This window comes from Trueperella bernardiae (assembly GCF_001469025.1).
In the GTDB taxonomy this organism is placed as follows: domain Bacteria; phylum Actinomycetota; class Actinomycetes; order Actinomycetales; family Actinomycetaceae; genus Trueperella; species Trueperella bernardiae.
Window position 1 is genome coordinate 216,433 of record NZ_LNIZ01000002.1, and the last position, 26,116, is coordinate 242,548.

The following is a 26,116-nucleotide window of genomic DNA, read 5'->3' on the forward strand; positions in this document are numbered from 1 at the left end:
AAACCCTTTTGGTGACGAGAAACGAAAGAACGCGCGCCCCGAGGTCATCCCCCGGTCTACTTCGCACGGCGGGGCGGTCGCGTTTAGACTAGGACGGTTGAAGGTCGCGTGGTGCGCGAACTTTTGCTCCGGCACGGTTCCGGGCCACGCGACCCAAAGCGTGATCCGGCACCCCACCCGCCCAGGGCGGTGTGCTGTGGGAGGTACGGCGGCCCCAAAGCCGCGGCCCCAGTGTGCGAGGCGTGAAGGAGTAACTGTGTCGCAAGATTTGTCCGGCCCAACCCCGTCGTCGATCGGTTTTGATCGGGACAAGTACATTGATATGCAGTCGGCCCACATTCGTGAGCGGCGTGAGCGGATCGGCGGGAAGCTCTACTTGGAGATGGGCGGCAAGCTCTTCGACGATAATCATGCTGCCCGCGTCCTGCCCGGCTTCACGCCGGACAACAAGATCGTGATGTTGGAGCAGATCAAGGACCAGATCGAGATCCTGGTCTGCCTCAACGCGAAGGACATTCAGCGGCAGAAGAAGCGCGGCGACTTGCAGATTACGTACGAGGAGGACGTGCTGCGCCTGATTGACGTGTTCCGCGAGCGCGGGTTCCTGGTGGAGAACGTGGTGATGACGCAGATTGAGGCGGGTAACCGCCAGGCGCACCAGTTCTCGGACCGGCTGGAGCGCCTGGGCCTGAAGGTGGCCCACCATTACACGATCCCGGGTTACCCGTCGAACACGAAGCTGATCGTGTCGGATGAGGGGCTGGGCCGCAACGATTACGTCCGCACTTCCCGCGATCTCATCCTGGTCACGGCGCCCGGCCCGGGATCGGGTAAGCTCGCCACCTGCCTTTCCCAGATCTACCACGAGTTCAAGCGGGGCGTCCCGGCCGGTTACGCCAAGTTCGAGACCTTCCCGATTTGGAATATCGCGCTGGAGCACCCGGTGAACTTGGCCTACGAGGCGGCGACCGCGGACCTCGAGGACAACAACGTCATTGACCCCTACCACCTCGCCGCTTACGGCAAGCAGGTCACGTCCTACAACCGCGACGTGGACGTCTTTCCGCTGCTGCGCTCGCTGCTCGAGCTGATGATGGGCGAGTCGCCGTACAAGTCGCCCACGGACATGGGCGTGAACATGGTGGGCATGTGCATTTCCGACGACGACGCCGTCCGGCGCGCCTCCCGCCAGGAGATCGTGCGCCGGTATTACAAGGCGCTGGTGGATGAGGCAGCGAATGACCTGGAGCCGGCGCAGTCGGACCGGATTGCGCTCATCATGGCGGAGGCCGGGATCACGGCGGAGGAGCGGCGCGTGGTGGAGCCGGCGCTCGCGATTGAGCAGGCGACGGGCGAGCCGGGCTGCGCGATCGAGTTGCGCGACGGCACGATCATCCAGGGCAAGACCTCCCCGCTACTGGGCTGTTCGGCGGCGATGTTGCTCAACGCCCTCAAGCACCTGGCCGGCATCGATCCGGAGTTGCACCTGCTCTCCCCGGAGTCAATCGAGCCGATCCAGACCCTGAAGACCGAGCACCTCGGCTCGCGTAATCCGCGCCTGCACACGGACGAGGTGCTGATCGCGCTGTCGGTGTCGGCGTCGACGTCGCCCGAGGCCCGCCTCGCGCTTGAGCAGCTGCGCAACCTTGAGGGCTGCGACGTGCACACCACCACGATCCTGGGCACGGTGGACGAGGCGATTTTCCGCAACTTGGGCATCCTCGTCACGTCCGAGCCGCACTACCAGCGCAAGACCCTTTACAGGAAGAGATAGCATGCCAGCTACAACGCTCGGCTTGACGTCGGCGGAAGTTGAGGAACGGCGTCGTGACGGCCGCGCTAACGAGCTCCCCCCGCGCACGGGCAAGTCCGTGGGGCAGATCGTCCGCCAGAACGTCTTCACGCGGATCAACGCGATCCTGTTCGTCCTGTTCATCATGGTGATGACCACCGGATCGCTCATTAACGGCGCGTTTGGCCTGCTCATCGTGGTGAACTCCGGCATCGGCATCGTCCAGGAGTTGCGCGCGAAGCGCACGCTCGAGTCCCTCGTGATCGTGGGGGAGGAGCGCCCGCGCGTGTGGCGCGACGGCGAGCTTACCGAGGTGGCCCAGGAGGAGCTGGTGCTCGACGACGTCGTCCGGGTCGGCGCGGGGAACCAGATCGTGGTCGACGGCGTGGTGCGCGCCTCGGACTACCTGTCGGTGGACGAGTCGAACCTGACGGGAGAGTCGGACGCGGTGCGGAAGGCGCCGGGGGATCCGATCATGTCGGGGTCGTTTGTCGTGTCCGGGTCGGGCGATTATGAGGTGACGAAGGTCGGCGCGGATTCGTACGCGGCCAAGCTCGCCGCGGAGGCCTCCCGGTTTTCGCTCGCGCGTTCGGAGTTGCAGGCGGGCATCAACACGATCCTGAAATACATCACGTGGGTGCTCATCCCCGTGGGCCTGCTGACGATTTATTCACAGACCAGCGACGGCGTCCACAGCTACCGCGCCGTGGTCCTGGAGATCACGGGCGCGCTGGTGCCGATGGTGCCGGAGGGCCTGGTGCTCATCACGTCCACGGCGTTCGCGCTCGGGGTGATCCGGCTCGGCAAGCGGCAGTGCCTGGTCCAGGAGCTGCCCGCGATCGAGGGGCTGGCGCGCGTGGACGTGGTCTGCGCCGACAAAACCGGCACGCTGACCGAGAACACGCTGGTGTTCGCCGAACTTGAGGTTGTTCACGACGCCGGCCGCGCGGCTCGCGTCGACAGTGCGGGGCACGACGGCGGGGCCGAGGGCGCCGACGGCACAGTCGGCCGTGGTGAGCCGAACGCGCAGGAAAGCGAGTGCGCCCAGATCCTGGCGCAGCTGGTGGCTACCGACCCGGACCCGAACGCTACCGCGCAAGCCATCGCCGAGCACTTTTCGGTGGAGGGCGAGGCCTGGGAGGTGGCCGAGCGGGCGCCGTTCAGTTCGGCCACGAAGTGGTCGGGGGCCACGTTCGCTCGGCCGGACAGGGTCACGTACGTTATGGGCGCCCCGGATGTCCTCGGCGGCGACCACCCTGCCGCCGCACGCGCTGAGGAGATCGGGGCCACGGGCCGCCGCGTCCTTATGCTGGGAAGGGCGGAACGGGAGGTCGGCGAGGAAGGCGCGCCCGGCGTCGTGACTCCGCTTGCCCTCATCATCTTCGAGCAGAAGATCCGCCCCGACGCCCGCGCCACCCTCGAGTTCTTCGCCGAGCAGGACGTAGAAGTCAAGGTGATCTCGGGCGACAACGCGGCGTCGGTGGGGGCCGTGACCGAGCGCCTCGGCGTCGAGCAGGGCACGCCCGTCGACGCCCGCCACATCGAGCCGGACGACTTCGCCCGCACCATCGAGCACAACCGCGTGTTCGGGCGCGTACGCCCCGACCAGAAGCAAGACATAGTCAAGGCCCTCCAATCCAACGGGCACACGGTGGCCATGACCGGCGACGGCGTCAACGACGTCCTCGCCCTCAAAGACGCCGACATCGGTGTCGCCATGGGCTCCGGCTCCGCCGCCACCCGCGCGGTGGCCAAGATCGTCCTGCTTGACAACCGCTTCGCCACCCTCCCGCACGTCGTGGCCGAGGGCCGGCGCGTAATCGGCAACATCGAGCGCGTCGCCAACCTCTTCCTCACGAAGACGATCTACTCCGCCTTCCTCGCGATCCTCGTGATCCTCGCCGCCGTGCCCTTCCCCTTCATGCCGATCCACGTGACGATCACCGGCTGGTTCACCATCGGCATCCCCGCCTTCATCCTCGCTCTGCCCCCGAATCACAACCGGGCGCGGCCACACTTCGTGCGCCGCGTGCTGCGCTTCGCGGTGCCGGCGGGGGTGGTGGTCGGGACGACGTCGTTCCTCGCCTACATGGTTGCCTCCGGGTGGGACGTGCCGGACGTGCACGTGCAAGAGTCGACCGCGGCGCTCGTGGCCCTCATCATCCCCTCGTCCTGGGTGCTGTTCTGCATCGCCCGCCCGCTCTCTGCGTGGAAGCTCGCGCTCGTGGTGCTGCCGCTGGTCGGGTACGGCGTGATCTTCAACTGGGACCTCACGCAGCGCATCTTCATGCTCGACTCCTCCAACGGCCCCATGATGTGGCAAGCCACGCTGATCGGCTTGGCGGGCGCGCTCGCGGTCGAGGCGCTATGGTGGATCATCCGGGCGCGCGCCGACGAGCCCACGCCCCTGTGGAAGCCCGAACCGTTTTTCGAGGAGAGTGCATGATCGCCGAGCTTCGTTTCTTCGCCGCGGCAGCCGACGCCGCCGGCACCGACACCGCCACCGTGGAGGTCCCGCAGGGCGCCACGGTCGAGGAGTTGGCGGCGCGCGTTCACGACGCCGTCGCCCCCGCCGACCCCGACCGCCTCACCCGCGTCCTGGGCCTGTGTTCCTTCCTGGTGAACGGCAAGCACGCCGAGCGGGAGGCCGTCCTCCCCGACGACCCGCGCGTGGACGTTCTACCCCCGTTCGCCGGAGGCTGAGGTGGGCGTGAAGAGCAGTTCGGCTGGGATGATCGCCCCGCTCGTGGAGCCAGGCCCCGAACTGACCCTCGACCAGCGGGAACGCTACGCGCGCCACATCGCGCGGGCGGAGATCGGCGAGCTTGGACAGCGGAGGTTGCTAGGGGCGCGGGTGCTGATGATCGGGGCCGGAGGCCTCGGATCGCCAGCGCTGCTCTATCTGGCGGCGGCGGGAGTGGGCGCGGTCGGCGTCGTGGACGCCGACCGCGTGGACCTCACCAATCTTCAACGCCAGGTTATCCATTCGACCGCCGCGGTCGGGGAGCTCAAAGTGGCTTCGGCGGCGCGTCGGCTCAAGGAGCTCAACCCGGGCCTTGCTGTGGAGACCTTCCCCGTGAGGCTGACGGAGGATAACGTCGATGGGGTGCTGGCCGGCTGGGACCTCGTGCTGGACGGCACCGACAACCTGCCCACCCGGTTCCTCATCTCCGATGCTGCCGCGCGTGCCGGCATCCCCGTGGTGTGGGGTGCGCTGCTGGGCTGGCAGGCCCAAGTGTCGGTGTTCTGGACTGGGCCGCGGGCCGTGGCCGCCGGATTCCCCGGTCCTGACGGGCTCTGTCTGCGCGACCTCTTCCCCGTTGAACCTCCCGCCGGCTCCCTGCCCACCACCGCCGAGGTGGGGCTCATGGGCGCGGCGCCCGGCCAGACGGGCGCGGTCATGGCCGCCGAGGCCATCAAGCTCATCACCGGGGCTGGCCACCCGCTGGTTGGGCGCGTCCTCTTCATCGACGTGCTCGCCGGCCGCACGCAGGAGATCCCCTTCGGCCCCCGCTGACCGCCCGGCACCGGCTAGTCGGCGATCGAGAAGTCCCGCGCCAGCTCCATCGCACGCTCCGGGTCAAGTACGGCCAGGTGCGGCAGCGGATTAATCCCGCTGACCTCCACATAATCGGTGAGCATCTGCCGCACGGTCTCGCGTAACTCCTCGGGTTGCCAGGGCTTGGCGATGTAGTGGTCGAGGTCGGCGTCGTTGACGGCGCGGATCGTGTCGGACAGGTCGGCCTGCCCGGTCACGAGCACCTTGCGAGTGTCCACGGTCCGATCGTCGTCCATCATTTGCACCAGGAATTCCACGCCGGTGGTGCCGGGCATGCGGTGGTCGCACAGGACGAGGGCGAGCGCGTCGCCGTCTTCGTCGATGTCGTCCACCACCTCCCAGGCGTCCTCGACGTCCTCGGCGGGCTCGATACGAGCCACGTCAGCGAAGTCGATGAGGTCGCGCTCGATGGAGGCGCGCACCTCCGGCTCGTCCTCCACGATGAGAATTGCAAGTTTCATGGTTCCTCCTACTCGGCTCTCTGCTCTGCTATTTGGCTTGTTGTGACGCCGTCCGCCCGGCCCGCACCAGCGCCCTCAGCCTCCGTCGGGGGCCCGGCGATTGGCAGCGACACGGTGAAGGTGGTGCCGCTCGGCCCGGTGTCCACGCGGATGTGGCCGCCGTGCCGCGTGACCATTGACCGCACCACCGACAGTCCAATCCCCATCCCGAACCGCACCTGCCCGCCCTTGGTGGTGAAGCGCGGTTCGAACATGTTCTTCTGGATGTCGGGTGCGATGCCGGGCCCGTTGTCGGCGATCGCCACGGTGACGTTGCCGCCCTCCACGCCGGTGGTGATGCGGATGCGGGCGCCCGGCTGGTCGGCCATGGCTTCGGCGGCGTTGGTGATGAGGTTGGTCCACACTTGGGAGAGTTGGCCGGGGTTGCCGGTGATGTGGGGGATGGTGTGGAAGTCGCGTTCCACTTCGACGTTGAGGAGGCGATGGGAGACGAGTCGGAGGGTGTCGTCGAGACCCACGTGCACGTCCACGTTCGTGATGGGGTCGCCGTCGGGGCGCGCGTAGGAGCGCAGCGAGGCCACCAGCTCGGTGACCCGGTGTGTGGCCGTGGAAATGTTGCGCAGGCCCGTGCCGATCGACGCCGCCAGCTCCACGGTCTCCAGGTCGATGCCGCGCGAGCGCAGGACTTCCTTGGCGAAGCCTGGGTCGTGGATTCCGGCGAGCACGAGGCGCTGGGCCGCGGCCCGGTCACCCGTCACCGCTTCCAGTTCGCGCCGAATCTTTCGCTCCTCGCGCGTTGTTAACGACGCCGCCCCGTGAGCCGCGTCCATCGCCGCCAGCACGCGCCGCGCCCACTTTTGGTCCTTCGCGGTGGAGGTGAGGGCGTGGACGTCGTCGTAGAGGTGGTCGCCGATGCGTTCGATGGCGGCCATCGGGTTGTTGAGCTCGTGGGCCACTCCGGCCGCGAGCTCGCCGAGCGACGCGAAACGCGCCTGGCTCATGAGCTCGGCGCGGGCCGCCTCGAGGTTGCGCAGAGCCTGGGCAAGGTTGGCGCGCTCCCGCTCGAGTTCGGCAGTGAGCTCCACCTGCTCGATCTGAATATCTTCCGAGCGGCGCAGGCGCCGGTCAAACGAGCGCACGAACAGCGCCGCCACCAGGGAGGGGATCTCCGAATTGTGGCTCCAAATGTAGTTCATCTGCTCGAAGGTGAGCTGGACGGCCACCACGTTGGTGGTCGTGCGCGAGGTAAAGAACGCGTTGCGGCCGGAGGTCAGGGCCAGCATGCCGATGAGGCGGCCGGTGGTGGAGCGGTGCATGGTGACGTCGCCGACGTCGGAACGCATCTCGAGCGCGACCTGCCCCGACAGCGCCAGCGTGATCTCCTCCACCCGTTCGCCCTCGGTGGTCAGGCGCGTGTTGGGCGGGTGGTGGACGCGCGGCTGGTAGCCGAGTAGCTCGTCGGCGAGTTCGACGATCCGGTGGACGATCTCCAGGTCGGAGGCGTCGAGGTGGAGGGCGAAGCGCTCGTCCACCGTGGCGCGCTCGCGGCGCCCGCCGGCCTTGACGCGAGTGTTCTTGCGGTAGCGGCGCAGCTGGGTGCGGATGTCGCGAGTGAAGGGCAGGTGGGGGATGTCGGGGAGGTAAGCGAGGAGGTCGAGGCGGTTGGAGTCGGCGAGGGCGGACAGGCCGCTGATCTCGCGCTCAGTGGCGAGTAGCGCCACGCGCACGTCCTCATGTCCGGGGGCGGCGATGAAGTCGAACAGGAGGTGACCGGGGCCGAGCCCGTGCTTGTCCACGGTCAGGGTCACGACGGCGAGCTCGTCCAGCTCCGGCTCCCGCTCGATGAGCTCGGTCAGGTCGGCCATGAGGTGGACCCGGCACTCCCCGCGCAACCCCTCCGCGAGCCACTCGGGGACTGCCGCGGTGGCGGGGTCGGTGCCGAGCATGACGACGTCGAGCGGGCGCGCGTCCACAATCGGGATCGACGGCTGGACGCCGAAGTTCGCCGTGTCGAGCGCGGGGGTATGGAATGGTGCGCGGTTGAACGCGACCGAGTCGGACGTCGTCGGGAACCCCATCGTTACAGCAACCCCATGGCAGACCAGACGGTAGGCAGGGCGAAGATGAGGACGGCGGTGGCGGCCGTGCCCACCACCATGCCGAGCAGCGCCATCTGGGAGATCTTGATCTCGCCCGTGGAGTACGCGATCGCGTTGGGCGGGGTGGAGATCGGCATCGACATGCCCAGCGAGCAGGCGATCGCCACGACCACGCTGACCGTGATGGTGTCCACGCCGTCGAGGGAGACGGCCAGCGACACGGCCAGCGGGACGAGGAGGTTCGCGGCCGCGGAGTGAGAGATGACGTTCGCCATACCGAACCCGATGAGGCCGAGGATCGCGACGATCCACACTCCGCCCAGGGATTCCCACGGCACCGAGCCGACCAGCCAGGCGTCCAGGCCCGTGGCACCGACGCCCGTGCCGAGCGCGATGCCGCCCGAGACCAGCCACAGCACCGACCAGTCGAGCGCCTTGATGTCCGCGCCGCCCATGACCTTGAGGCACAGCAGGGCTACGACCGGGAAGAAGCCCACCGTGTTGGATGAGACGCCGTGGAGCGGCTCGCTCATCCACAGCAGGATGGTGATTGCGGCGATTGCGTAGAAGATGCGGGCGTTCGAGGTGCGGTCCCAGTTCGAGGTCATCTCCACGTGGATGCGGGCGTCCTTCGGGAGGAACACGAAGGAGAGGAACAGCCAGGAGAACAGCAGGATGATCGCCATGAACGGCACGGCCATGATCATCCAGTCCACGAAGGAGACGGTGATGCCACGCTCGGCCAGCGCGCCGATAGCGATCGCGTTGGGTGGGGTGCCGACGGGCGTGCCGATGCCGCCCACGTTTGCCGCGAGCGGGATGGACAGCGCGACGCCGGCGCGCGCCTTGCCCTTCGGCAGGCCCTTGAGGATGGGGGCGACGACGGCGAACATCGTGGCCGTGGTAGCCGTGTTCGACATGAACATCGACAGGATCGCGGTGATGAGCATGAGGCCCGCGGTGGTGGCCCGGGCGCTATCGGGGAAGGGGCGCAGCATGACCGAGGCGAGGTTGCGGTCCAGGCCGTACTTTTCGGCGCCGTGGGCGATCATGAAGCCGCCCAGGAACAGGATGATGACCGGGTTGGCGAGCGCGGCGAAGTAGGCCGAGGAGGGCAGGAGTTGGTCGGCGATGGTGGCGGCGTCGGGGCTGGAGGGGTAGAGGCTCGGGGTGAAGACGCCGCCCTTGGCCACGAACAGCACCTCCAGCAAGATGACGAGCACCGCCGTGGCCGTGAGCGGAATCGGCTCCGTGATCCAGAAAATAATGGCCAGCAGGAAGATCGCCAGCATGCGCTCGCCCAGGGGCTCCAGGTTCGGGATATCCACCACGAATGGGAACGCGAAGGCGATCGCGCCCAGAATCAGGCCGATCTTCTCCTTCGCGCCAAGCGGCGTGCAGCGCTGGGCGGCCGGTGCCTTGCGTGGGCGGCGGGCCGGGCGCTTAGCGCGGGGCTTGGATGCGCCAGCCGGGGTGGCCGTGGGTTGGGCTTGGCCGGGGGCTGGGCGGGCAGCCGAGGGCTGGCCGGTTGCGGGCGTGGTGGTGGGGGCGGGTCCGTCGTTGGACGCGGCGCGTGGGGCGTCGTTCATGAAAGCCATCTTAATGTTCCGTACGCCACAGTCATGGGTCTAATGGCTCGGAAAACCGCGGGTTCTCGGGCGCCTGTTTGGGTTGCGGCGGGAGGTAAAGATTTCCCAGAAAACTCCCAGAAATCATCAATGGATATCTAAGTATCGATTGCCATACTAGAGACATCGCAAGGAGATCTCCTTCAAGGTCTTCCCTTTCGTGTGTGTGATGAAACCTGACGCACTGGCTGGAGAAGGAATTTGTGCAGTCTTCTCCCTGAAGGTCAGAGCGTCTGCCCGAGGCGGGCCGCCTAGCGTGGATGGCGGCCCGCCTCATTTATGTTTTCGGCCGGTTTGCGGCCCTGCCCGGTTCGGCCTGTCTGGCCTGGCCATTCTGGTTCGGCCCGGCCCCTCACCTCCGCAGGTGCAACGCTAATTCGCGATGTGCAACGGCAAAAAGCCGCATTTTGGTGTTGCATCTTGGGAACTAACGTTGCAGATGCGCGAAGGGGGCGGCGGGCCTTCGCCCGCCGCCCCCGTTCAGCGCCGCTTAGTTCTTCTTACCCGCGCGGCCCAGGTAGATGCCGATGAAGAAAATCGCGAGCACGGTGGCCACGATCCAGCGGATCCAATCAATGCCGGGCGTGTCGGTTGGGTAGCTGAAGAGCTGGAGGATCAGGTTACCGACCACCACGCCGGCCACACCGAGGCCGACAGTTGCCAGCACGGAGATCGGGGCGTCCTTTCGGATGAAGCGGGCGAGGAAGCCGATCACAGCTCCGAAGATAATCGTTCCGATGATGTTGACCATGGGTGGACTCCTTTCAGGTCAGCGCCGCCCGGATCGGGCAACGCACACACTCATCTTACGCCCCGGTAGCTACTTATTCACATTTGCACCGTGCGAAATGGAGATGAGTCGCACCTGCATCGCCTTCACTTCGGCATACACGGCAGCCCCCTCCTCCAGCCCGAGCTCGGCGGCTGCGGCCGCGGTGATGGTTGCGTGGATCGGCGTCGCAGAGCCGATATCCAGCATCACGTTCACCCCCACGGCCCCGGTGCTCATCGATTGCACCCGGCCCTCGAACACGTTGCGCGGCGAACCGGGAGTTCGCTGGGTGCGAAGCGAGACGGAGGTGGGGTCGAAGACGGCGGCACCGGCGTCGCCGTCGGTCAGCCCGTCGGCCACGCCCTGGAAGGTCACGGCCCCGGATCGCAGGCCATCGCCGCCCATCTGCCCGAACTGCATGTTGACGCCCGCGAAGCTCGCCACGAACGCCGTGGCCGGCCGGCTGAGCGCCTCCTGCATCGGCGCGAGCGCCACGAGCTGCCCTCCCTCGAGCACGGCCACGCGGTCGGCAAGGGTGAGGGCGTCGACGATGTCGTGCGTGACGATCACCGTGGTAATGCCCGCCACCCGCCGCGCGATGATGGCGCGCAGCTGCGCGGTGGCGGTGGAGTCGAGCGCGGCGAAGGGCTCGTCCAGCAGGAGCAGCTGCGGGTCCACGGCGAGCAACCGGGCCAGTGCCACGCGCTGTGCCTGCCCTCCCGACAGCTCGCGCGGGTTACGCTCCGTCTGCCCGGCCATCCCGACGGCGGCCAGCTCGGCCCGCGCCCGCTCCCGCGCCTCGGCCTTGCCCACCCCGGCGCACCGTGGCCCGAAGGCTACGTTGTCGAGCACGGACATGTGCGGGAACAACGCCGGCGACTGGTCCAAGAACCCCACGGCGGCCGGTTTCTCCACCACCGACCCCGGGCTCGTGATATCTCCGGCCAGTAGCCGGATCCCCGTCGACTTCCCCGAGCCGTTCGGCCCGATGAGCGCGATCGTCTCGCCCGGCTCGGCCTCCAGCCGGTAGCGCACGTGCCTCTCGGGCACGTCCGCGTCCAGCACGAAGCCCACCGGCGCCTGTATCTTCCGCCCAGCCTCGGTGTCGTTCCCGACGCCGTCCTCCCGGCCCCCACCCGGGGCATCGGCGCGGGCCGCGGCACCGGCGTCGTTGGCAAAGCGGCGAGAGCTGCGGGCCTCGATGGCGGTGGTGAGCGCGGTGACGAGCAACGCGATCAGGATGAGGAGGAGGGCGAGGGCGAGGGCGGAGTCGGGGTCTTGTTCGCGCTGGAGGTAGACCTCGAGGGGGAGCGTGCGTGTGGTGCCCTGGAGTGAGCCGGCGAAGGTGATGGTGGCGCCGAATTCGCCGAGCGAGCGGGCGAACGCAAGGGCCGCGCCCGAGATGATCGACGGGCCGAGCACCGGCACCGTGATGCGGCTGAACTGCACCCACCGGCTGGCGCCCAGGCCCGCGGCGGCGTGCTCGAGGTCGGAGCCGGCGGCGCGCGCGGCGCTCTCCACAGTGGTGACGAGGAAGGGCAAAGACACGAAGACCTGGGCCAAGATCACGGCCGTGGTGGTGAACGGGATCTGGATGCCCGCCACGTTCAGCGCCGGGCCGAACAGCCCGCGCCGGCCGAATGTGGTGAGCAAGGCCAGGCCGGCCACCACCGGCGGCATCACCAACGGCACGAGGACGAACGTGCGCAGCGGGGTGAGCCACGCCGGGCGCCGGGGCGCCTCAGCGGCGCGCGCGAACATGAGCGCGAGCGGCGTTCCCACCACCAGGCAAATCGCCATGGAAAGAAGGCACGTGCGCAGTGAGAGCCACAGCGCGTCTGTGGACGCGGCGGAGGTGAGGATCGGCCCCAGCTCCGCCCACGGCACCCGCGAGGCCATGCCCACCAACGGCAGGATAAGCATGGCTAGCGCAATCGTGGCCGGCAGCCAAAAGCCCCGCGGGATGCCGCGCATTACTTGGTTTCGCCCGCGCCCGTGCCGAACCCGTACTCCGCGAGGATGGCCTGACCCTTCTCCGACATGACGGCGTCAAGGAAGGCCTTCGCGGCGTCGGGATTCGGGGCGTCGGTGAGGGTGGCGATCATGTAGGAGGTGCCGACGTCAGTGATGCCGGGGACATCGACGATCTCCACCTTGTCCGCCACCAGCATCGCGTCGGTGACGTAGACGAGGCCCGCGTCGGCCTCGTCGGTCTCCACCTTCGTGCGCACGTCCGTCACCGACTGCTCCTCCGAGACCGGCGTAAGCGTGAGCCCGAGGTGCTCGGCAAGCTGCGTGGTGGCCGCCCCGCACGGCACCTGCGGCGCACACACCACCAACTTCGCCGCGTTGGCCGAGGCCAAGTCCGTGACGCCGGCCGGGTTACCCGCGGGCACGATGAGGCGCAGCGTGTTCTTGGTGAACTCGGCGGGGGAGACGGCGAGGTCGCCCACCTTGTCCATGTTGCCCACGTTCGCGGAGGCAAAGACGTCCGCCGGGGCGCCGGCCAGGATCTTCTCCGCCAGCGAGGAGGAGCCCTCGAAGGAGAACGTGACGTTGACGCCCGGGTTATCCGGGCCGAAGACCTCCTCGGCGATCTGCGGGAACGCCGTGTTGAGAGAGGCTGCGGCGAAGACGATGAGCTCGGAGCTGGCGGGGCTGCTGGCACCCGAGCCGCCCGGGCTGCCAGGGCCGGAGCCGGCGTCGTTACCGGCGCCCTGGGAGCAGGCGACGAGGAGGAGGGTAACCGCGGCGACCGCGGCGATCTTCTTGAACATGTGTGTCCTTGGGTCGCAGGCTTCGTTAAGCAAGACGTTCCTAAACATTCTTGAGCGAACGTTTACTTAATTTATAATGAGACTATGAGTATTTCAGCTGCCGTTATCACGATCTCAGATCGAAGCGCCGCCGGCAAGCGGGAGGACATCTCCGGCCCCACCGCCGTGCGCTATCTCGAAGAGGCCGGCGTCAAGGTCGTCACCGCCACCGTGGTTCACGACGATGTCCGCGCCATCGCCGAAGCCGTCCAGACCGCGGTGTACGACGAGGTCGACGTCGTGATCACAACCGGCGGCACCGGCATCTCGCCCCAGGACTACACGGCCCGCGCGATGGACCCGCTCCTGCGCTTCGACATCCCCGGCATCCCGGAGGCGATCCGCTACCACGGGATCAAGAAGGGCTCGCCGTCGGCAGTCCTGTCCCGCTCGCGCGCGGGCGTCATGGTGCTCGGGCGCAACCGCACCCTGGTGGTCAACCTGCCCGGTTCGGTGGGCGGAGTGACGGACGGGATGGAAGTGATCATCCCGATCCTGCCCCACGCCGTGGACCAGATGCGCGGCGCCGACCACTGATCGCCCGCGGATGTTGGCCACCGTGGCCGGGCTGAGCGATTTAAAAATACTGGACGATTCCGGGGCGATCTTTTTATATGAGGAGATCGCCCCGGAATCGTCCAAAATATTTCAATCCACCCTGGTGTCGAGGCCGGTTTTGGTGCCGAGGCCGGCCCCAACCTATTGGGGCGAAACCTGCCGGCGCCGATAATTTGCCGGCGGGCGCTTGTTTTTCTGCCTGCCCCAACCCTATTCACACCAGTTACAATTGCCCCAATTGTCACCGCCCAGATTGGGGTGTGACGGAGAGGTGGTCCCTTCGCGGGACGATTTCGGCCGTATCTTCGTATATACGAAGATGAAGCTCAAATCGTCCCGCGAACGGCGTCCGGCGAGGATTGCCGGGTGGAAGTCCGGTGCCGACCACTGATCGCCGTAACTAACTGGTGAATCTGGGCTTGAAAAGGCCGGTTGTGCGCACGAAACCGCTCAGACTCACCAGTTAGCAACGTTCCTATAATTGAATGACCTGGAGGAGGTCCCCTGGCCGGACCTCCTCTTTGTCTGCCGGCACCACGGCCAGCACCTCGGCGTGGTGCAACGCGGCCACCAGGTGCGAGCCCGAGCCCCGTTCGTGCACGGGCACCACAACGTCCGGGTCGCCCGGAACCACGCGCGCGGGCAGGTACTGGCGCCGACCGGCGGGGGTGGTCCAGCCAGCGCCGGCCGGTAGCATCCGGGCGGGGTGCTCGGCGTGACCAAGGAGGCGGGCGAGGTAGGGCCGCACGAACAGGGCGAAGGACACCGCCACGGAGACGGGGTTGCCGGGCAGGCAGATGACGGGCACGCCACCCGGGCTGCGCCCGTGGCCCTGCGGCTTACCGGGCTGCATCGCCACTTTCTCGAAGGTCCAGCCGTGGGCGAGGCCGTATTCCTTGACGGGGTCGAACGCGCCCATGGACACGCCGCCGGAGGTGACGATAAGGTCCACGTCGGTGGGCAGTGCCGCGCCGAAGGCTTCGGCCGTGTCCGCCACCGTGAGGACCTCCGTGGGCTCCCCGCCCGCCTCGCGTATGAGCATCGCCAGCAGCGTGGAGTTGGAGTCGGGGATCATGCCCGGCCCGAGAGGCTCGCCCGGGCGCGCCAGTTCCGATCCGGTGGCGACGACGCCGACGCGCGGCCTGCGCACCACCCCCACCTGCCCGTAGCCGATCGCGGCGAGTGCGGACAGCGAGCGGGCGCCGAGAATCGTGCCCGCCGGGATGGCAGGAGAGCCGGCGGTGAGGTCCTCGCCGGCGCAGCGGATGTTGAGGCCCGGCCGCGGGGCGGCCGTGATCCGCACGGTTGCCGGGAGTTCGGAGGCACCCGCGGGGGCATCGGTGTCCTCGACCTTGACCACGGTGTCGGCCCACGGCGGCACGGGTGCGCCGGTCATGATGCGGGCGGCGGGCGGACGTGCGCCTGCCGCCCCGGCCCCACCCAGTTCGGCCGGGCCCAGCTCATCGCCCACAGTCCCCGCCGCGATCTCCGACACCACCGCGAACTCCCAGGGCCCCTCGCCCGCAAAATCCCCCACCCGCACGGCGAAACCGTCCATCGCGGAGTTGTCGAAGGGCGGGACGGAGAGCAGGGCGTCGGCGTCGTCGGCGAGGGTGCGCCCCAGCGCATCGGCCAGGCGCACGCTCTCGGACGCCAGCCGCTGCGGGCGGAAGACGGAGAGGAGGGACGCGAGGTACGCCTCGGGTGTCGTGAGCGCGCCCATCAGGCCTCCACGGAACGGTCGGATTCGAAGCCGGGCCGCTCCCACGTGCCCGAACGCCCGCCGGACTTGGCGGTAATCAACAGGTCGGTGATGGCGGCGGAGCGGTCCACGCCCTTGACCATGTCCACCACCGCGAGCGCCGCCACCGACGTCGCGGTCAGCGCCTCCATCTCCACGCCGGTGCGATCGGCGGTGCGGACGGTGGTGCGGATGAGCACGTGGTCGACCTCGAGCGTGAGGTCCACCTGCGCGCCGTGCACGCCGATCGTGTGGGCAAGGGGGAGGAGGTCGGGCACGCGCTTGGCGGCCGCGATCCCGGCCACGCGGGCCACGGCCAGCACGTCGCCCTTGGGCACGGTGCCGTCCCGGAGCGCGGCCATGACCTCGGCCGAGCACGTGACCTTCGCCTGCGCGCTCGCCGCGCGAACGGTCGGCTGCTTGCCCGTCACGTCGACCATGCGGGCCTCTCCGGCGGAATTGAGGTGGGTGAGCTTCATGAATGTCCTTTCTGGGCGGGCCTCGGTGGGCGCGCCACCACCACACCATGCTAGTGTTTGCGGGTCGCAACAATAGGGAGGACGCACATGGACCGCATCGGCCTCACCGGCGTGCAAGACACCCCACTTGACACCGCCGCCATCGCCGACTCAATCCGCAACGATGCCGCCGGCGCACTCGTGGTCTTCGAAGGGATCGTGCGCAATCACGACGCCGGCCGCGGGGTGACCGGCATCGAGTACAGTTGCCACCCGAGCGCGGCTGAGGTGGTGGCCGACGTCGCCGCCGAGGTGGCCGAGCGGCACCCGGAGTGCCGGGTGGCCGTGGTGCACCGGGTGGGCGAGCTCGCCATCGGGGAGCTCGCGATGGTTGCGGTGGTGGCTAGCCCGCACCGCAGCGCCTCGTTCGCAGCGATCTCAGACGTGGTGGACACGATCAAGGACAAGCTGCCCGTGTGGAAGCGCCAGCTCTTCACCGACGGCACCGACGAGTGGGTGGGCTCGGCGTAGTCGGGAACCCCGGCGCAACTCGTGAACCTGAGACCTGCCAGGCCCATATAGAACCGGTAGCCGGTATATTTACGAGTTCTGTCGAGCGCCCCGTTCGGACGGGCTGCTTAGCCGCCGATTTCTGACATGTAGCGCTCGGGCTGGATGAAACCCGGGTCGTCGATCCCGTGGCCGGGCTTCTTCTCCCACATGGCGTCGGCCCACAGCCGGGCGAGTTTGGAGTCGTCGGCGCCGGAGCGCATCGGGCCGCGCAGGTCGGTCTCGGTGCGGGAGAAGAGGCAGTTGCGGATCTGGCCGTCGGCAGTGAGGCGCGTGCGGTCGCAATCCGCGCAGAACGGCTTCGTCACCGACGCAATCACGCCCACGCTCCCACCCGGGTGATCCGCTCCCGGGGCCACATTCCACAGCTTCGCGGGCGCCGACGGGTCGGCGGTCTCGGCCGGCGTTAGCTCGAACTCCTCGCCCAGGTAGTCGAGGATCTCGTCCTGCGGCACCATATTCGCCCGCGACCACGTCTCACGCGGCCCAAGCGGCATGTGCTCAATAATGCGCAACTGGGCCCCGACGCGCAGAGAGTAGCGCAGCAAGTCGCGCAGACCGGCGTCGTTGACATCCCGTATCGCCACCGCGTTGATTTTCACGGGCGTGAGCCCCGCGTCGAAAGCGGCCTGGATCCCGGCGAACACGGAGGCCAGGCGGTCACGGTGGGAAATGTGCCGGTAGACATCCGGGTCCACCGAATCCATCGACACATTCACCCGGTCCAGCCCCGCCTCCGCAAGCGCCGCGGCCCGCTTGTCCAAGCCGAGCGCGTTCGTGGTGAGGGACAGGCCAGGCCGCGCGCCCGACGTCGTGCGCAAACTCGCGCCAAACGCCACCAAGTCCTCGAGGGACCTGCGCAGAAGCGGCTCGCCGCCCGTAAAGCGGATCTCCTCAATGCCAAGCATCTCCACACCGATCCGCATGAGGCGCATGACCTCGGCGTCGGTCAGCGTCTGCTCCGTGGGTAACCAGTCCAAGCCCTCGGGCGGCATGCAATACGAACAGCGAAGGTTACAGCGGTCCGTGAGCGAAATGCGCAAATCACGCGCCACGCGACCCCACTGGTCACGTAACTGTAGTGTTTCGGCAGTGGCCTCACTCATGAACATCCTCGCCTCGGTGTCTTACTGAACAGCCACGTTACGGGGTGGGACCGAATTGTTCAACACCAAGCTGTGCGAAAACGTGCACGGGCAAAACCGCAGGTGAGAAGGTGTGTGGGGCGGATCGGGGTCGGGAAGAAAAAACCAGACTTAGGGCGTAGATAGACAAGGAAAGCGCCGGGCTCGAGGAGGGCGTGTTCGCCTAGCCGGCGTAGGTGACGGTGTCGCCGTCATCGAACGCCAACGTGATCGAGGGTGCCGTAAGGTCGATCGTCACCGTGAGCGAGCCCTCGCCGAGGTTGCCGGGGCAGCCGGCGTTGCCTGGGCGCGAGGTGACGCGGTAGGAGAGGCGCTCGTTGGCTTTGTCCAGGACCTCGACGCGCGCGTCGACCAGCCACGGGTGCCGGCGCCGCGCGGCCACCAGCTCCTGGTAGTGCCGGTACATCCACCAACCGAACTCGCTCAGCTCCTCCGGGGAGGCCGGCAGGGGTGGGCGGATCTGATCGTCGGAGGAGGCGCCCTCGCCTTTCATCCCACGGAACGCCTGCTCATCGCCCTGGTAGATCGATGGGATGCCCGGCAGCGAAAAGAGGATCGCGGCAGCAATGGCGGCGCCGTCGTCGTCGAGGGTGGAGGCGATGCGGTCGACGTCGTGATTGCCCACAAAAATCTGCAGGCGGTGGTCAGCCGAGAAGGCGTCGTGGCGCTCGAGCGCGTGGGCGAGCTCCCACAGATTGCGGTCCTTGAGCGACGACCAGATGCCCTTCCACAGCTCGTACTGCGTGGCGGAGTCGAGGTGGCCGGCGTCGATGAGGCGCAGGTAGTCGCCGTGGATGATCTCGCCCACGAAGACAGCGTGCGGGAAGCGGGCGCGGACGCGGTCCGTGACGCGGGCCCAGAAGTCGGTGGGAACCGAGTAGGCGACGTCGAGACGCCAGCCCGCAATCCCGCGCTCGAGCCAGAACTCCATGGCTTCCACGACCAGGTCCTCGGTGGCGGGGTTGGCGTGGTCGAGCTCGGCCAAGTCCAGGTGGCCTTCCCAATGCTGGGGGTAGCCGTCGTCGGCGACGATAACCGGGGAGGGCTGGCCGTCCAGGGCCGCGAGCGTGAGCGGGTGGCGCACGCCCACGTGGTTGAACACGCCGTCGAGGATGATGTGCAAGCCGCGGGCGCGGCATTCGGCCACCAACCAGTCGAAATCCTCGTTCGAGCCCAGGCGCGGGTCAATGCGCAGGTGGTTCGTGGTGTCGTAGCCGTGCGTGGTCGACTCAAACAGCGGGCCGAACAGGATGCCATTGCAACCCAACTGCGCGACGTAATCCAGCCAGGGGCCGAGCTTGCGCAGCCGGTGCTCCTCGCCCGTGTCCCGCCAATCCTCGCGGATCGGGGCGCCCAGGGCGCCAAGCGGATAGACCTGCCACCAGATCGCGTGTTCCAGCACGTTTGCTCCTTTGTTTGGTCCCTCAAGGCTACCGCGTGGGGGGGTGCGGGGGCGGTTTGGATAGAGGCCCGGGCGTGGTGGCCGACAGAAGTCGTGAATATACCGGCTGGCGATTGCTATGGGGCCTGGTGGGTCTGAGGTCCACGAGTTGTGTCGGGGGTGGCGGGTACCGGGCGGGTATCGGGGACCGCGCCGGCGCCGGTGGTCGGGGTCGCCGGCACTGCTGGTGGAGGCCGGGGACTCCTGGGCGGGCATGAAAAACGGGTGAACCCTCACGGTTCACCCGAATTCTGGTCGGGGTGGCGGGATTTGAACCCACGGCCTCTTCGTCCCGAACGAAGCGCGCTACCAAGCTGCGCCACACCCCGATGTCTTGCGACTCAATAAATAGTAGCCGCTACACCCCCGAATTCGAAATCGCTCACGGCAGTGCGCGCGAATTCACACCCGCAGGCTGGGCGGCCACCGGCACGACGTCCAACAAGATCGCCTCCGGCGGGCAGAACGTGCGTAGCGGCATGTAGGTGGCCGACCCAATCCCGGCCGACACCTGCACCCACGCCCCGCCAGCCTTCTCCTTCGCGATCGCAGCGCCGTCGCCCTTGATCGGCTCCTCGGAGTCGGGGAAGCGGGGCCAGTCGAACAGGCCGGAGGCGAGCGACGGGTCGAGGTCACAGTTCGACACCAGCGCCCGATGCGGCGGCAGACACACCTGCCCGCCATGCGTGTGACCTGCGAAAATGAGCGAACACCCGTCCGCGACCATCTGATTGAGCACCCGCTGATAGGGCGCGTGCGCCACGCCGATCCGCATCCGGGGTTGTTCGCCCACGACGGCATCGCCTAGCTTCCCGACGCTGTCCCCCGGGTTGGTGGCTGGCTTTCCAGAGTTGCCCGTCGGCGAGGCCGGGCGGGTTTTGCCGGCTGAGATGGCTGTGCTGGCTGCGCCGGCGGACCTGGCAGTGCCCGCAAAATCTCCAGCGGCGGGCCCATCGACGGGATCTGGGAAGCGGTCGAGGTGCATGTGCGGGTCGTCCACGCCCACGAATTCGAGATCCCACCCGGCCACTGACATCTGGGCGCGCGCGTTCGTCAGGTCCGCCCACCCGCGCGCCTTGAACTCGGCGCGCATGTCCCGCCACGGCAGGGGTCGGCGATCGGGCTGGCCCTTCTTCGCCCCGCGGTTGGACGGCCCGCCCAGGTAGGCGAGCGGATTCTTGAACGTGGGCGCCACGTAGTCGTTCGAACCGAACACGAACACGCCGGGCACCTCCAGCAACTCGTCGAGCGCGGCGAGAACCGGGGCGACGGCGTCGGGTTCGGCGATCATGTCGCCCGTCAGCACCACCAGGTCCGGTGAGGTCTCCGCGAGGTCGCGGATGAAGCGCAGGCGCTTGGTGTGCCGAGCGAGGGTGTGGGCGTCAGAGATGTGCAAGATGCGCAGCGGACGCGCCTGCCCGGGGAGCAACAGCGAACGACGCCGCAACACGTAGCTGTGCGAATGCACCAGCCCATAGACGCCGGCACCCAGGCCAGCCGCTATTAGCCCGCCGCCACCTGCCAGCACGGCATGAGAAGTTCGCATGTATGCCTCCTAGTCGGGCGGGCGGCCCACCGGGCCGCCCGCCATCACGTCCACCGCGTTGAAATTAGTTTCCGCCTGAAATCCAGATCTCGATCCGGCTACCCGGCGTCGCCTCCTGCCCAGGGGCAGGACTCTGCCGAAGTACGGTCCCCGCGGGCTGGCTCGAGGATTCGGTTCGAGTCACGTACCCGTATCCGGCGGCAAGCGTCGCGGATTGCGCGGCTTCCTGAGTCATCCCCAGCAACGACGGGGCGGGGTTTGCCACCGTGTCACCAGCCGGCTCCGTGGTCTCCTTTGCCGCTTCCTTTGTCTCTTCCTTTTCTTCCGACTCCTCGAGCTTCGTGCGCGGCACGCGGATCGTGGTCGGATCGGCGGTGGGCTTGGCGAACTGTTGGATAGGTTCGCTGGCGAGCGCGGCGTCCATGTAGCTCTTGAACGTCATCGCCGGGTACAGGCCGCCGTAGACCTCGCGGTGGTAGACCCCGTTGATCACCGAGTGGAACATTGAGATGTAGCCTTCGTGGTGACCCTGCCACACGGCGGAGGCGAGCTGAGGGGTGTAGCCGACGAACCAGGCATGGTAGTCCTCGTTCGCAGTACCGGTCTTGCCGGCGGCCGGGCGCCCGCCCGCCAGCTGGGCGCGCTCACCCGTGGCATCGCTCTTGACCACCTGGGCCAGCGTGGAGGTGGTCCGCCGCGCGAGCTCCTTGTCAATGACCTGGCGGCACTGCGGCTGCCGGTCCGACAGCACGCTGCCGTTCGAATCCTCAATGAGCGTGTAGGACTGCGGTTCGCACCGGTTGCCGTCAGCGGCCAGGGTAGCCATGGCCACCGCCATCGACAGCGGGGTGACCGGGTTCGAGCCGATAATCGCAGCCGGGTTCGGCATGAGCGGCAGGGGCTCGCCCAGCTCGTAGGGCAGACTGAGGTTGGCAATCTGCGCCGTCTCCGCGTCCCCATCCATGGCCACGCGTCCGCGCTCCACGCCCAGGTTGCTGGCCATGTCCATGATGTTGCACAGGTCGAGCTGGTTGGCCATCTGCCCGTAGGCCGGGTTGACCGATTGCTTGGTGGCCGTCAGCACGCTCATCATTCCCGTGCCGACGCCGTCAAGCGTGCCGGGCCCCCACGCCTCGCCGGGCCGCGCGCCGGGCGCGCACCGGATCTTCCAGGAGTTAGGCGCGAACTTCTGCGGCGTGCCATTGACCCGCTCCAGCGTGCCGTGCCCCTCCTTCAGCCACTCGACGAGGGTGAAAATCTTGAACGTCGATCCGGCCTGGAATCCCGATCCGCCGCCCATGTTCATGCCCGCGTTGAGGTTGAGCGTCATGTCATCCGGCGATTCGGGGGTGGGGTTGCCAAAGTTCGTGTTCTGCGCCATCGCGCGGATGTGGCCGGTTCCAGGCTCCACCGACGACAGCGCCATGTTGATGGACGATTCGTCACCCACCGGCACCGAGCCCACCACCGCGTCATACGCGGCCTGCTGTTCAGCCGGATTGATCGTGGTGTGAATGACGATGCCACCACGGTAGAGGGCCGCGATGCGCTCCTCGCGTGTCTCGCCTAGCGCCGGATCGTTCAGCACGTCCTTCACCACATACTCGCAGAAGTAGGCCGAAATTCCGGCCTCCGCGCACCCGTTGGGCACCGAGGTGACGTTCAGCATTTCCTCCACCGGTACGGCTACCGCGGCCTCAAAGTCCTCACGCGAAATCATGTCGAGCTTGTACATCTGGCCCAGCACCACGTCCCGACGCTTCTTCGCCTCCTCCGGGTTCGTGACCGGATTCCACTTGCCGGGCGCCTGCGTGATGCCGGCGATCATCGCGGCCTGCGGCAGCGACACGTCCTTCGCCGAGATGCCGTAGAAGTAGCGCGAGGCCGCCTCCACGCCCCACTGCGACGGGCCGAACTGGGCCAGATTGAGGTAGCCCGTGAGGATCTCATCCTTCGTCAGCTTATTCTCCACCGCGATCGCGTAGCGCGCCTCGTTCAGCTTGCGGGAAATCGAACGCTCGGTGGCCGACGCAATGAGCGTGGAATCGCCGAGGATTCGCCCCTCTTCGATGATCGCGTTCTTCACGTACTGCTGTGTGATCGTGGATCCGCCCGCGAGCCGCCCGCCCGTGAAGTTATTGAACGCCGCGCCGATGAGACCCTGGGCGTCAATGCCGTTGTGCGTGTAGAAGCGCTCGTCCTCAATCGCGACCACCGCCTGCTTAATCAGCGGCGAAATCTGGTCGGATGCCACTACGATCCGGTTCTCCGCGTAGAACGTGGCCAGGTGCGAGCCGTCCGCCGCCAAGATAACGGACTGCTCGGACGGCTTGGTGAAGTCAATATCCGTGGGCAGGTCATCAAACACCCGAGTGCCCGCGTTAGCAACCGTGCCCGTGGTGGCCACTATAGGTAGCGCCGCGGCGGCAAGAATCCCACCGCCGACACCGGTGAGCAAAAAGAAGCTGAGCAGGGCGACGATGATCTGTCGGATGGTCATCTTTCGGCCAGAACTACGCATGTTTCAACAATAGTGGTTGCCACCGACAAAGTTGCGTGAATTGGGGCATGCCAAGGGCGGATGTGGCCCGTTTATCTCCGGTGTTCTGCGCTCTGAACAGGGTGAACGCCGCGTCCGCGGACCGGCCGGATGTGATTTTATCGGAGCAGTTGGGTAACATGTTGGTGAGTGACCGCAGTCACGCCAGTTCGGGAGCAAGGGCGCTTTCGGTGAAGGGATAGGTAAATGACGCAGGTATATGAGGATCAGACGTGGGCAGTGCGCGCGATCTGCGCAAACACTGATCCGGATTCGCTCTTCGTGAGGGGCTCTGCGCAAGCCGACGCCCGTCAAATGTGCTTCTCCTGCCCGGTCCGCATCGAGTGCCTGGCCGACGCCCTCGATTCGCAGATGTCCTTCGGCGTCTGGGGCGGCATGACCGAACGCGAGCGCCGCGCCCTCGTCCGCCGCTTCCCCCACATCACCGACTGGTGGGATTACCTCACCGAATCCAACGACGCCGTCGCGATCGAGCTTCGCGCGGGTCGCATTCCGCGCCTCTCGCGGCGTCCGGCAGCGCGCTGACACCCCGCCCTGCCCGTAGCTCGGCCGGCAACAATAATTCGCGGGCCGGATCGAGCCACATCGGCGCATATGTGCAGATGTGGCTCACATCGTCCCGGAAGTATTCGATTGAGCTTGGTGCCCGGCCTACTTGGCGATGAAGGTGACTTCCACTTCCACCGGCGCATCCAGCGGCAACACCGCAACTCCCACGGCGGAGCGGGTGTGCGCGCCGCCGTCGCCGAAGATCTTGCCCAGCAGCTCGGAGGCGCCGTTGATGACGCCGGGCTGACCAAAGAAGCCCGGGTCGGAGGCAACGAAGCCGGTCACGTGCGACACACTCACCAGGTGATCCACCCCGCCGGCAGCGGACGCCGCCGCCGCGAGCGCGTTGAGCGCGCACTGTTTCGCCAGGTCGTAGGCCTGCTCGGCCGACACCGCCTGGCCTACCTTGCCCGTCACCAGCTCACCCTTGACGAAAGGGAGCTGGCCGGAGGTGCGCACCTCGTTGCCGACACGCCGAGCCGGGATGTAGGCCGCAACTGGGGCGGCGACGTCGGGAAGCTCCAGGCCGAGCTCAGCCAGCGCCTGCGCGATGCTCACTCGACCGGCCTCTTCATGTAGGCCACGGGGTTCGTGCCGTTCGGGCCGGGGATAACCGTGACAAGCTCGTAGCCGTCCTTCCCCCACGTATCAAGAATCTGCTTCGTGTTGTGCATCAAGAGCGGTACAGTGACGTATTCCCAAGTAGTCATGGCTCCAGCGTAATGAGACGGGCGGGCACCGGCAAGGCATTCGATTGGGGGTGCTCTACCCGTTAAAGGCAATTGGACGATGTCGGGGCCATCTGCGTAAAGGAGCAGATAGCCCCGACATCGTCCAGCTAAGCGAAATGCCCGAGCCGCCGGGCGGCGACTAGTGGGCGCGGCGCTGCAGGCGCCCCACCTGGATGAGCAGCACGGCCCGGCCCTCGAGGCGGATCCAGCCGCGGGCCGTGAAGTCCGCCAGCGACTTATTCACCGTCTCGCGCGACGCCCCCACGAGGTGCGCCAGCTCCTCTTGGGTCAGATCGTGGGCCACGTAGATGCCCTCGGGCGTGCGTTCGCCAAAGCGCTCGGCCAGGTCAAGCAGGGCCTTGGCCACGCGTCCGGGCACGTCGGAGAACACGAGGTCGGCCATCTGGTCGTTCGTGTTGCGCAGGCGGGTGGCGAGCTCGCGCAACATGGCCTTGGCCATCTTCGGGTGCTCGTCAATGTAGTTCATCATGTCCTTGTGGGACAGGTAAAGGAACTTTGACGGCGCAATCACCGTGACCGTGGAGGACCGCGCGCCCAGATCAAACAGTGAGAGCTCGCCAATGATCTCGCCCGGGCCGAGGATCGCGATGAGGTTCTCACGCCCGTCGTCGGAGGTGTGGGACAGCTTCACCTTGCCTTCGACAATGACGTAGAGCCGATCGCCCGCGTCACCCTCGTGGAACAGGGACTCGCCACGCTTGAGGCTGGTCTCTGACATGAGAGCCATGAGGGAGTCGCGCTCGTCGTCCCCAAGCTCCTTGAAGAGTTCAACGTTGGCAAGGATGTTCGATTCCATCCGCTTACCTTTCTACTTAAGTTTACTGAGGTCTTCGTGACCATGCCGGTGGGCGGTCGGGGCCGCGCGGCGGGTCGGGCTTGTGTCCGAGGTCATACACACTACATCTTGCCATGCTAGCGCGCTATTCGCACGGTGTATACGGGGGTTTGTCGCGCTAATCTGGTCTTACGCCGCCGATGGAGGTTGACATGATGGAACCCGGCTCGCCCGAGCAGGTCACGGAAATCCTGGGGCGCCTTGCCGCCCTCTATCCCGACGCCGCCTGCGAACTTGACTTCACCACCCCCTTCGAGCTGCTGGTCGCCACGATTCTCTCGGCCCAGACCACCGACGTGCGGGTCAACCAGGTGACCCCCGAACTATTCGCCCGCTTCCCCGGCCCGGAGGCCCTGGCCGGCGCCAGTATCTCCGAGCTGGAGGAGATCCTGCGCCCGCTCGGCTTCTTTCGGGCCAAGGCCAAGTCGCTTTCGCGCCTGGGCGGGGCGTTGCTCGAGGCCCACGACGGCGTCGTGCCCGGAACGCTAGAAGAACTGGTGAGGTTGCCGGGGGTGGGGCGGAAGACGGCGAACGTGGTGCTCGGCAACGCCTTCGGCGTGCCCGGGATTACGGTGGACACGCACGTGGGCCGGCTGACCCGGCGATGGGGGTGGACGCAGCAGACCGACGCCGTCAAAGCCGAGCGCGAGCTGATGGAGATCATGCCGCGCGAGGACTGGACCATGGATTGCCACCGCATCATCTTCCACGGGCGGCGGGTGTGCCACGCCCGCCGCCCGGAGTGTGGGGCGTGTGCGCTGGCGGACATCTGCCCGTCGGCAGAATAGGGCCCAGCCGCCGGGTCGGTAGAGTAACCGGGCAAACGTCAGGACT

Annotated in this window: 23 protein-coding genes and 1 tRNA gene; 8 read left to right on the plus strand and 16 right to left on the minus strand. The window is 67.2% G+C overall.

All coding sequences use genetic code 11. The annotated features are described in order from the left end of the window. Positions 1 to 256 precede the first annotated feature (256 nt). From AQZ59_RS02950 to AQZ59_RS02965, 4 genes are read left to right on the plus strand one after another with little or no spacing between them, the layout of a single operon-like run. Positions 257 to 1,774, plus strand: a complete 1,518-nt coding sequence (locus tag AQZ59_RS02950) for a DUF1846 domain-containing protein (RefSeq protein WP_330218611.1) — start codon at positions 257 to 259, stop codon at positions 1,772 to 1,774. A 1-nt stretch (position 1,775) separates the two neighbouring features. Further along, entirely contained in the window at positions 1,776 to 4,238 is a 2,463-nt protein-coding gene (locus AQZ59_RS02955) for an HAD-IC family P-type ATPase (RefSeq protein ID WP_062613001.1), read from the plus strand. After that, complete coding sequence (locus tag AQZ59_RS02960) at positions 4,235 to 4,495, plus strand: MoaD/ThiS family protein (protein WP_068539040.1); 261 nt, start codon at positions 4,235 to 4,237, stop codon at positions 4,493 to 4,495. The genes AQZ59_RS02955 and AQZ59_RS02960 overlap by 4 nt, the downstream gene beginning before the upstream one ends. Before the next feature lie 7 nt (positions 4,496 to 4,502). After that, entirely contained in the window at positions 4,503 to 5,309 is an 807-nt protein-coding gene (locus AQZ59_RS02965; RefSeq protein ID WP_201783140.1) for a HesA/MoeB/ThiF family protein, read from the plus strand. A 14-nt stretch (positions 5,310 to 5,323) separates the two neighbouring features. Here AQZ59_RS02965 and AQZ59_RS02970 read toward each other — a convergent pair whose 3' ends face one another. The 6 genes from AQZ59_RS02970 to modA form a co-directional block, all read right to left on the minus strand. Continuing rightward, positions 5,324 to 5,812, minus strand: coding sequence for a response regulator (locus AQZ59_RS02970; RefSeq protein WP_062613003.1), 489 nt, complete (start codon positions 5,810 to 5,812; stop codon positions 5,324 to 5,326). Between the two features lie 8 nt (positions 5,813 to 5,820). Then, the gene (locus AQZ59_RS02975; protein WP_062613005.1) at positions 5,821 to 7,890 is read right to left on the minus strand and encodes an ATP-binding protein; all 2,070 of its coding nucleotides are present in this window, start codon (positions 7,888 to 7,890) and stop codon (positions 5,821 to 5,823) included. 2 nt (positions 7,891 to 7,892) lie between these two features. Continuing rightward, positions 7,893 to 9,500: an SLC13 family permease gene (locus tag AQZ59_RS02980; RefSeq protein ID WP_082661120.1), complete on the minus strand. Its 1,608-nt coding sequence runs from the start codon at positions 9,498 to 9,500 to the stop codon at positions 7,893 to 7,895. 529 nt (positions 9,501 to 10,029) lie between these two features. After that, positions 10,030 to 10,290: a GlsB/YeaQ/YmgE family stress response membrane protein gene (locus AQZ59_RS02985; protein WP_062613006.1), complete on the minus strand. Its 261-nt coding sequence runs from the start codon at positions 10,288 to 10,290 to the stop codon at positions 10,030 to 10,032. A 69-nt stretch (positions 10,291 to 10,359) separates the two neighbouring features. Continuing rightward, a complete protein-coding gene (locus AQZ59_RS02990) occupies positions 10,360 to 12,285 on the minus strand; it encodes an ABC transporter permease (protein WP_062613009.1) in 1,926 nt (641 codons plus the stop codon). Further along, positions 12,285 to 13,088 (minus strand): molybdate ABC transporter substrate-binding protein, encoded by an 804-nt coding sequence (gene modA / locus AQZ59_RS02995; RefSeq protein WP_062613010.1) that lies wholly within the window; start codon positions 13,086 to 13,088, stop codon positions 12,285 to 12,287. Before modA ends, AQZ59_RS02990 begins: the two co-directional genes overlap by 1 nt. Positions 13,089 to 13,172: 84 nt before the next feature. Between modA and AQZ59_RS03000 the strand changes: the two genes are divergently transcribed. After that, positions 13,173 to 13,664, plus strand: a complete 492-nt coding sequence (locus tag AQZ59_RS03000) for a MogA/MoaB family molybdenum cofactor biosynthesis protein (RefSeq protein ID WP_062613012.1) — start codon at positions 13,173 to 13,175, stop codon at positions 13,662 to 13,664. A 496-nt stretch (positions 13,665 to 14,160) separates the two neighbouring features. On the opposite strand, the gene AQZ59_RS03005 is transcribed toward AQZ59_RS03000, so the two are convergent. Then, positions 14,161 to 15,408: a molybdopterin molybdotransferase MoeA gene (locus AQZ59_RS03005; protein WP_062613013.1), complete on the minus strand. Its 1,248-nt coding sequence runs from the start codon at positions 15,406 to 15,408 to the stop codon at positions 14,161 to 14,163. Further along, positions 15,408 to 15,905 (minus strand): cyclic pyranopterin monophosphate synthase MoaC, encoded by a 498-nt coding sequence (moaC, locus tag AQZ59_RS03010; protein WP_062613015.1) that lies wholly within the window; start codon positions 15,903 to 15,905, stop codon positions 15,408 to 15,410. Before moaC ends, AQZ59_RS03005 begins: the two co-directional genes overlap by 1 nt. 87 nt (positions 15,906 to 15,992) lie before the next feature. Between moaC and AQZ59_RS03015 the strand changes: the two genes are divergently transcribed. Next, entirely contained in the window at positions 15,993 to 16,415 is a 423-nt protein-coding gene (locus tag AQZ59_RS03015; RefSeq protein WP_062613017.1) for a molybdenum cofactor biosynthesis protein MoaE, read from the plus strand. Positions 16,416 to 16,522: 107 nt separating this feature from the next. Here the strand turns inward: AQZ59_RS03015 and moaA are convergent, their stop codons facing one another. The 5 genes from moaA to AQZ59_RS03040 all read right to left on the minus strand — a co-directional run bounded on the left by moaA (position 16,523) and on the right by AQZ59_RS03040 (position 23,107). Then, on the minus strand, positions 16,523 to 17,560 hold the full coding sequence (gene moaA / locus AQZ59_RS03020) for a GTP 3',8-cyclase MoaA (RefSeq protein ID WP_062613170.1): 1,038 nt from the start codon (positions 17,558 to 17,560) through the stop codon (positions 16,523 to 16,525). A gap of 202 nt (positions 17,561 to 17,762) precedes the next feature. Then, entirely contained in the window at positions 17,763 to 19,001 is a 1,239-nt protein-coding gene (locus tag AQZ59_RS03025) for an alpha-amylase family glycosyl hydrolase (protein ID WP_062613019.1), read from the minus strand. A gap of 291 nt (positions 19,002 to 19,292) precedes the next feature. Beyond that, a tRNA-Pro gene (locus tag AQZ59_RS03030) sits at positions 19,293 to 19,369 on the minus strand. A 53-nt stretch (positions 19,370 to 19,422) separates the two neighbouring features. After that, positions 19,423 to 20,586: a metallophosphoesterase gene (locus AQZ59_RS03035; protein WP_082661110.1), complete on the minus strand. Its 1,164-nt coding sequence runs from the start codon at positions 20,584 to 20,586 to the stop codon at positions 19,423 to 19,425. Positions 20,587 to 20,650: 64 nt separating this feature from the next. After that, positions 20,651 to 23,107 (minus strand): penicillin-binding protein, encoded by a 2,457-nt coding sequence (locus AQZ59_RS03040; protein ID WP_062613023.1) that lies wholly within the window; start codon positions 23,105 to 23,107, stop codon positions 20,651 to 20,653. A gap of 225 nt (positions 23,108 to 23,332) precedes the next feature. On the opposite strand from AQZ59_RS03040, the gene AQZ59_RS03045 reads away from it, so the two are divergent. After that, complete coding sequence (locus AQZ59_RS03045) at positions 23,333 to 23,671, plus strand: WhiB family transcriptional regulator (RefSeq protein WP_062613026.1); 339 nt, start codon at positions 23,333 to 23,335, stop codon at positions 23,669 to 23,671. A gap of 126 nt (positions 23,672 to 23,797) precedes the next feature. On the opposite strand, the gene AQZ59_RS03050 is transcribed toward AQZ59_RS03045, so the two are convergent. The 3 genes from AQZ59_RS03050 to AQZ59_RS03055 all read right to left on the minus strand — a co-directional run bounded on the left by AQZ59_RS03050 (position 23,798) and on the right by AQZ59_RS03055 (position 25,243). Beyond that, positions 23,798 to 24,253 (minus strand): RidA family protein, encoded by a 456-nt coding sequence (locus AQZ59_RS03050; protein ID WP_062613028.1) that lies wholly within the window; start codon positions 24,251 to 24,253, stop codon positions 23,798 to 23,800. Beyond that, positions 24,250 to 24,405, minus strand: a complete 156-nt coding sequence (locus AQZ59_RS09630; protein ID WP_162839027.1) for a hypothetical protein — start codon at positions 24,403 to 24,405, stop codon at positions 24,250 to 24,252. The genes AQZ59_RS03050 and AQZ59_RS09630 overlap by 4 nt, the downstream gene beginning before the upstream one ends. 160 nt (positions 24,406 to 24,565) lie before the next feature. After that, on the minus strand, positions 24,566 to 25,243 hold the full coding sequence (locus AQZ59_RS03055) for a Crp/Fnr family transcriptional regulator (protein ID WP_062613030.1): 678 nt from the start codon (positions 25,241 to 25,243) through the stop codon (positions 24,566 to 24,568). A gap of 191 nt (positions 25,244 to 25,434) precedes the next feature. On the opposite strand from AQZ59_RS03055, the gene nth reads away from it, so the two are divergent. Further along, a complete protein-coding gene (nth, locus tag AQZ59_RS03060) occupies positions 25,435 to 26,070 on the plus strand; it encodes an endonuclease III (protein WP_201783141.1) in 636 nt (211 codons plus the stop codon). Positions 26,071 to 26,116 lie beyond the last annotated feature (46 nt).